We start from the raw sequence: 5,286 nt of genomic DNA on the forward strand, positions 1-5,286 counted from the left end.
GCTGATCCTCGTCGGCGCGGGCGGCATGTCGTATGAGGAAGCGGCGCAGATTTGCGACTGCGCACTCGGCACGATGAAAAGTCGCGTGTCGCGCGCGCGCACCGCGCTCGAAGAAATCATGGATCGAGGCCAATTCTCGCAGCGCCGCTCGGACGCGGTTCCGGCGAGCGAGGCGATGGATGCGATCATGGACAGCGTCGAGGAAATCACCGCGCGCCGCGAAGCCGCGAACCGCTAACGCGCCGCACATCCTCTCGACTTTTCCGGGCGGGCGCGCCAGACTGGCCGCCCACCTCCCCAGCAAAGCGAGCCTTTTCATGCAGAAAATCCCCGCCCTTGCGCTATCGGCCGCACTGGCCGTCGCCGCCTGTTCGACCGGAACCCCCAGCAACGCGGCCACCGACAGCGCCGCGCTCGACACGTCGGGTGCGCAGCCCGCGACCGCGCTCGCCGATGCGCCCTTCACGGTGCAGGAAGCGGCGGCCTTCAACGAACCGTGGGCGATGACCTTCCTGCCCGGAACGCGCCTCGCGCTCGTCACCGAAAAATCGGGCAAACTCAAACTCTGGGAAGAAGGCGGCGCCGCGCGCGACGTCGCGGGGGTTCCCCCGGTTCTCTACGCCGGACAGGGCGGCCTCGGCGATGTGATCCTCGCCCCCGATTTCGCGCAGAGCGGTGCCATTTACCTGAGCTGGGCCGAAGCCGGCCCGGGCGACACCGCGGGTGCCGTCGTCGGCCGGGCGAAGCTGGTTCAGGGCGCCGCGCCGCGCCTCGATGGGCTCGAGGTGATCTGGAAACAGGATCCCAAAGTGCCCGGCCGCGGCCATTATTCGCACCGCCTCGCCTTCTCGCCCGACGGCCGATATTTGTTCATCGGTTCGGGCGAACGGCAGAAGTTCGATCCGGCGCAGGACATGAAGGCCAATCTCGGCAAGATCCTGCGCCTGAACCCCGACGGCAGCGTCCCCGCCGACAATCCCTTTGCCGCTGAGGGCGGCGTGACCGCGCAAATCTGGTCGCTCGGCCATCGCAATATCCTGGGCCTCGCGTTCGACGGCAGCGGGCGGCTGTGGAATCAGGAAATGGGACCGAAGGGCGGCGATGAGGTCAATCTGGTCGCGGCAAAGGCCAATTACGGCTATCCGATCGTGTCGAACGGCGATCATTATGACGGCCGCGACATTCCCGACCATCCGACCCGCCCCGAATTTGCCGCGCCGAAGCTGTGGTGGAACCCCTCGGTGTCGCCCGCCGGGCTCGTCTGGTACGGCGGCGACGCCTATCCCGGCTGGAAGAACAGCCTGCTGATGGGCGCGCTGTCGGGCGAAGGTCTGATCCGCATGGCGATCGACGGCGACACGCTGCACAAGTCCGATCGCTGGGACTTCGGCACCCGTATCCGCGAGGTCGAGGTGCGCGACGACGGCAGCGTCTGGCTGCTGACCGACGGCAAGAACGGCAAGCTGCTGAAGCTGGTCCCGAAGGCCTGACCGTCGCGCCGACGATGATCCGCAGCTATCTCTCCCGGCGTGCCCTGTGGCCGGCGCGCGTGCCTGATCCCGACGCCCCGCCGCGGCTGGCGCTGCTCTGGCGCGAGGCGGGGTCGCTGCTGCGCGCGCTCGGCGGGCGCGTCCGGCCGATGCCGCCCGAACCCAATCCGGACAGCGCCCACCCGCCGGTGATGGTACTGCCGGGATTTCTGTCGGGCGACTGGTCGACGAAGGCGCTGCGCGCCGACCTGCGCCGCGCGGGCTTTCGCTGCTATGCCTGGGGCCTCGGCTTCAATCGCGGCGCAACCGCCGATATCATTGACCGCATCGACGCGCGCGTCGAATGGATCATCGCGCGCACCGGACAGCCGCCCGCGCTCGTCGGCTGGAGCCTCGGCGGCATCTATGCGCGCGAATATGCCAAGCACCACCCGCACAAGGTCGCGCGCGTCGTCACGCTCGGCTCGCCCTTTTCGGGCAGCCGCCGCGCCAACCGCGCCTGGCGGCTCTATCATCTGATCGCGCGCCACCCGGTCGACAATCCCCCCATCGACTTCCACCCGGCGCCGCGCCCCGAAATGCCGACCTTTGCCTTATGGTCCAAGCATGACGGCGTCGTCGCGGTGAACAGCGCGCGCGGCCTGCCGCACGAAAGCGACCGGCAGATCGAGGTCGAATGCGCACATATGGGCTTTGCCTATGCCCCGACCTCGGTCGCCGCAATTGCCAAGGCGTTAACCGAAGAGATAGGCTGATGTGCGATAGGCCAGCGACAGGGCTAGCCAAAGGAATGCACCGATGCTGACGATCTTTGCGACACTCGCGCTCGCGATGCAGGGAGCCACCGCGCCCGCCGCCTGTCCGCCCGCAGTCGTCACGGGCAGCGCGCAGAGCGCCCGCGTCGCCGTTTATCGCTCGCCCAGCCTGGCCGCACGCAAGACCGACCGGCTGCGCGCGGGAACGCGCGTTCTGGTGTGCGGCGAACAGGGCGGATGGGCGTGGGTCGCCTATGCCAGCCGCCGCAACAGCTGCGTGCCCGCACGCGGAGCGACCTGTGCTACCGGCTGGGTCGACCGCCGCCGCCTCGCCGCGCTCTGATCCTGATCGCCCCGGCCTTCGGCGCCCTCAGCACACATCGATGCGCTCGCCCGGCGCCGCACGCCACACGAACAGCGCGCGCCCGGGGCGCCGTCCCGCAGTGCCCGTCGGTACGAAGCCGACCGCGCGCAGCAGCGCTTCGGACCGCGCATTGCCCGGCCGGCATTCGGCGACGACCGTCGCGCCGCGTCGCGCCGCAGCAATCTCTCGCACCGTCGCGCCGACCGCTTCACGCGCCAGCCCCTTCCCGCGGGCACGGGCGGCGAACCAGTATCCGACCTCATATTCGCCCGCGCCGCGGCGGTGGACACCGATGACCCCGGCCAGTCCCGCCGCGTCGCGCACCGCGTGGAAGACATCGTCGCCGCGCGACCGCGCGATCAGCGCAGCGGCTTCGTCCTTGGTGAAGGGTTCGGGCAGGAAATGGACCTGCGACGTCACCGACGCATCGGTGATCGCCCACAGGTCGGCGGCATCATCGGCGACCAGCCGGTCGATACGGCATCGCGGGGTGGTCAGGCGGATCAAGGTCTCTGTCATCGCAAGCGTCTCTTCTAAAAGGCGCGCCGTGACAGAGGGGGTGCGGTTTCATGATGATGACCATTCGCCTTCCGACACGGCGGCCATGGTCATGATGAATGATGCCATGCCGCTCCTTAGGTAAAGGAGCGCCAATACGCCTTGAATCGAAGGGATCGGTCGTTGGTCATCGCAGCGGTGCCTATCAGGCGCCGGCGCCGCGATCAAGCGCGCGATCAGCCCGCGCGCTGCGCCGCGAGCAGATAGTTCAGCGCTTCGCTGCCGCCGAGCTTGAACCCGCGCGCTGCCGATGGCGCGAGGCCGGTGCGATCGACGACTTCAAGCCCCGCCGCCGCGAGGAGCGCGGTCAATTCTTCGGGCTTCAGAAACTGGTCCCAGTCGTGCGTGCCGCGCGGTACGGCGCCGATCCGCTCGGCCGCCTCGACGAGCAGCAGCTTCGACAGGGCGGTGCGATTGGGCGTCGACAGGATCATCAGTCCGCCGGGCGCCAGGCGCGCGGCAAGTTCGGCGATGAAGGCCGCCGGATCGGCCACATGCTCGACCACCTCCATCGAGGTGACGAGGTCGAAGGTCGCGGGCGGCAGTGCCGCCAGTTCGCCCGCATGATAGTCGATTCCCAGCCCCTGCCCGGCCGCATGCGCGCGCGCCGCGGCGATATTTTCGGGTGCGGCATCGACCCCCGTCACCGCCGCCCCCATCCGCGCGAGCGGTTCTGCAAGCAGGCCCGCGCCGCACCCGACGTCGAGCGCGCGCTTGCCGGCGAGCGGCTTCAGATCGCGGCTGTCGGTCAGCCAATGCGCGTCGATCCGGTCGCGAATATAGGACAGGCGCACCGGGTTGAGCTTGTGCAGCATGGCGGACGAGCCGTGCGGATCCCACCAGTCGGCGGCGAGCGCGCCGAAATGGGCGGCTTCGTGCGGATTGATTGTCGTAGCGCTCATAGAGCGCGATTTGGCACCCCGCCCGGCGCGGCACAAGACTTATCGGGATAGAATAATCGTTCGGCGGATACCCGCGCTCCTGTTGCGAACGGACAAGAAAAAATATCCTGATGGTATAATCTGTCGGCCTTGCCATCGCGCTCCCCCTTCCCTAACAGCGCGGTCGCCGCGGAAATCCTTGGAAGTTGCGGCCGAAACCAGTTTGCGAAAAGGCGGGACGAGATGGCACGGATCGTGATGAAATTCGGGGGCACGTCGATGGCGGGCACCGAGCGGATTCGCACCGTCGCGAAACTGGTCGCGCGCGAAGTGGCGCAGGGCAACGAGGTGGCCGTCGTCGTCTCGGCGATGGCGGGCGAGACCGACCGGCTCGTCAATTTCTGCCGCGAGGCGAACCCGCGTTACGACCCGGCGGAATATGATGTCGTGGTCGCGGCGGGCGAACAGATCACGTCGGGTCTGCTCGCGCTCACGCTGCAGGCGATGGGCGTTCCCGCGCGCAGCTGGCTCGGCTGGCAGCTCCCGATCCGCACCGAAGAGGCGCATGCCCGCGCCCGCATCCTCGACATCGAAACGGGCGCGCTGCTCGCGGCGATGGGCCGCGGCGAAGTCGCGGTGATCCCGGGCTTTCAGGGGATGATGGACGATGGCCGCATCTCGACCCTGGGGCGCGGCGGATCGGACACCAGCGCTGTCGCGGTCGCCGCGGCGGTGGAGGCCGATCGCTGTGACATCTACACCGATGTCGACGGCGTCTACACCACCGACCCGCGCATCGTCGCGCGCGCGCGCAAGCTCGACTATGTCACCTATGAAGAAATGCTCGAACTCGCGAGCGTCGGCGCCAAGGTGCTCCAGACGCGCTCGGTCGGCCTCGCGATGAAGATGGGCGTGCGCGTGCAGGTGCTTTCCAGCTTCGTCGAGGGCGACGAGGCACCCAAAAGAGGCACGATGATCGTCAGCGACGAGGAAATAGAGGAACATCAGATGGAACGGCAGCTGATCACCGGCATCGCCCACGACAAGAATGAAGCGAAGATCATCGTGACGCGCGTCCCCGACCGTCCGGGCGGCGTCGCCAACATCTTCGGCCCGCTCGCCGCCGCGGGGATCAACGTGGACATGATCATCCAGAATGTCGGCCGCGACAAGGGCGAGACCGACGTGACCTTCACCGTTCCCGCCGCCGACCTCTTGCGGTCGATCGACCTGCTCGA

Annotated in this window: 7 protein-coding genes; 5 read left to right on the top strand and 2 right to left on the bottom strand. The window is 68.1% G+C overall.

The genetic code is table 11. From position 1 onward, the window contains the following. The 4 genes from ABS88_RS23810 to ABS88_RS23825 form a co-directional block, all read left to right on the top strand. A partial coding sequence (locus ABS88_RS23810; RefSeq protein ID WP_286750789.1) for a sigma factor-like helix-turn-helix DNA-binding protein occupies positions 1 to 238 on the top strand: 238 nt, incomplete at its 5' end. A gap of 79 nt (positions 239 to 317) precedes the next feature. Beyond that, complete coding sequence (locus ABS88_RS23815; RefSeq protein ID WP_286750790.1) at positions 318 to 1,490, top strand: PQQ-dependent sugar dehydrogenase; 1,173 nt, start codon at positions 318 to 320, stop codon at positions 1,488 to 1,490. 14 nt (positions 1,491 to 1,504) lie between these two features. Next, the gene (locus tag ABS88_RS23820; RefSeq protein WP_286750791.1) at positions 1,505 to 2,245 is read left to right on the top strand and encodes an esterase/lipase family protein; all 741 of its coding nucleotides are present in this window, start codon (positions 1,505 to 1,507) and stop codon (positions 2,243 to 2,245) included. 43 nt (positions 2,246 to 2,288) lie between these two features. Further along, a complete protein-coding gene (locus ABS88_RS23825; protein WP_286750792.1) occupies positions 2,289 to 2,588 on the top strand; it encodes a hypothetical protein in 300 nt (99 codons plus the stop codon). A 27-nt stretch (positions 2,589 to 2,615) separates the two neighbouring features. Here ABS88_RS23825 and ABS88_RS23830 read toward each other — a convergent pair whose 3' ends face one another. After that, positions 2,616 to 3,128 (bottom strand): GNAT family N-acetyltransferase, encoded by a 513-nt coding sequence (locus ABS88_RS23830; protein WP_286750793.1) that lies wholly within the window; start codon positions 3,126 to 3,128, stop codon positions 2,616 to 2,618. Between the two features lie 215 nt (positions 3,129 to 3,343). Beyond that, positions 3,344 to 4,069 carry a bifunctional 2-polyprenyl-6-hydroxyphenol methylase/3-demethylubiquinol 3-O-methyltransferase UbiG gene (gene ubiG / locus ABS88_RS23835; RefSeq protein WP_062900878.1) on the bottom strand — a complete coding sequence of 242 codons (726 nt, stop codon included), beginning with the start codon at positions 4,067 to 4,069 and terminating at the stop codon, positions 3,344 to 3,346. Positions 4,070 to 4,291: 222 nt separating this feature from the next. On the opposite strand from ubiG, the gene ABS88_RS23840 reads away from it, so the two are divergent. Continuing rightward, positions 4,292 to 5,286: aspartate kinase (locus ABS88_RS23840; RefSeq protein ID WP_286750794.1), on the top strand; the 995-nt coding region annotated here is incomplete at its 3' end.

Source organism: Sphingopyxis sp. SCN 67-31 (assembly GCF_001725095.1).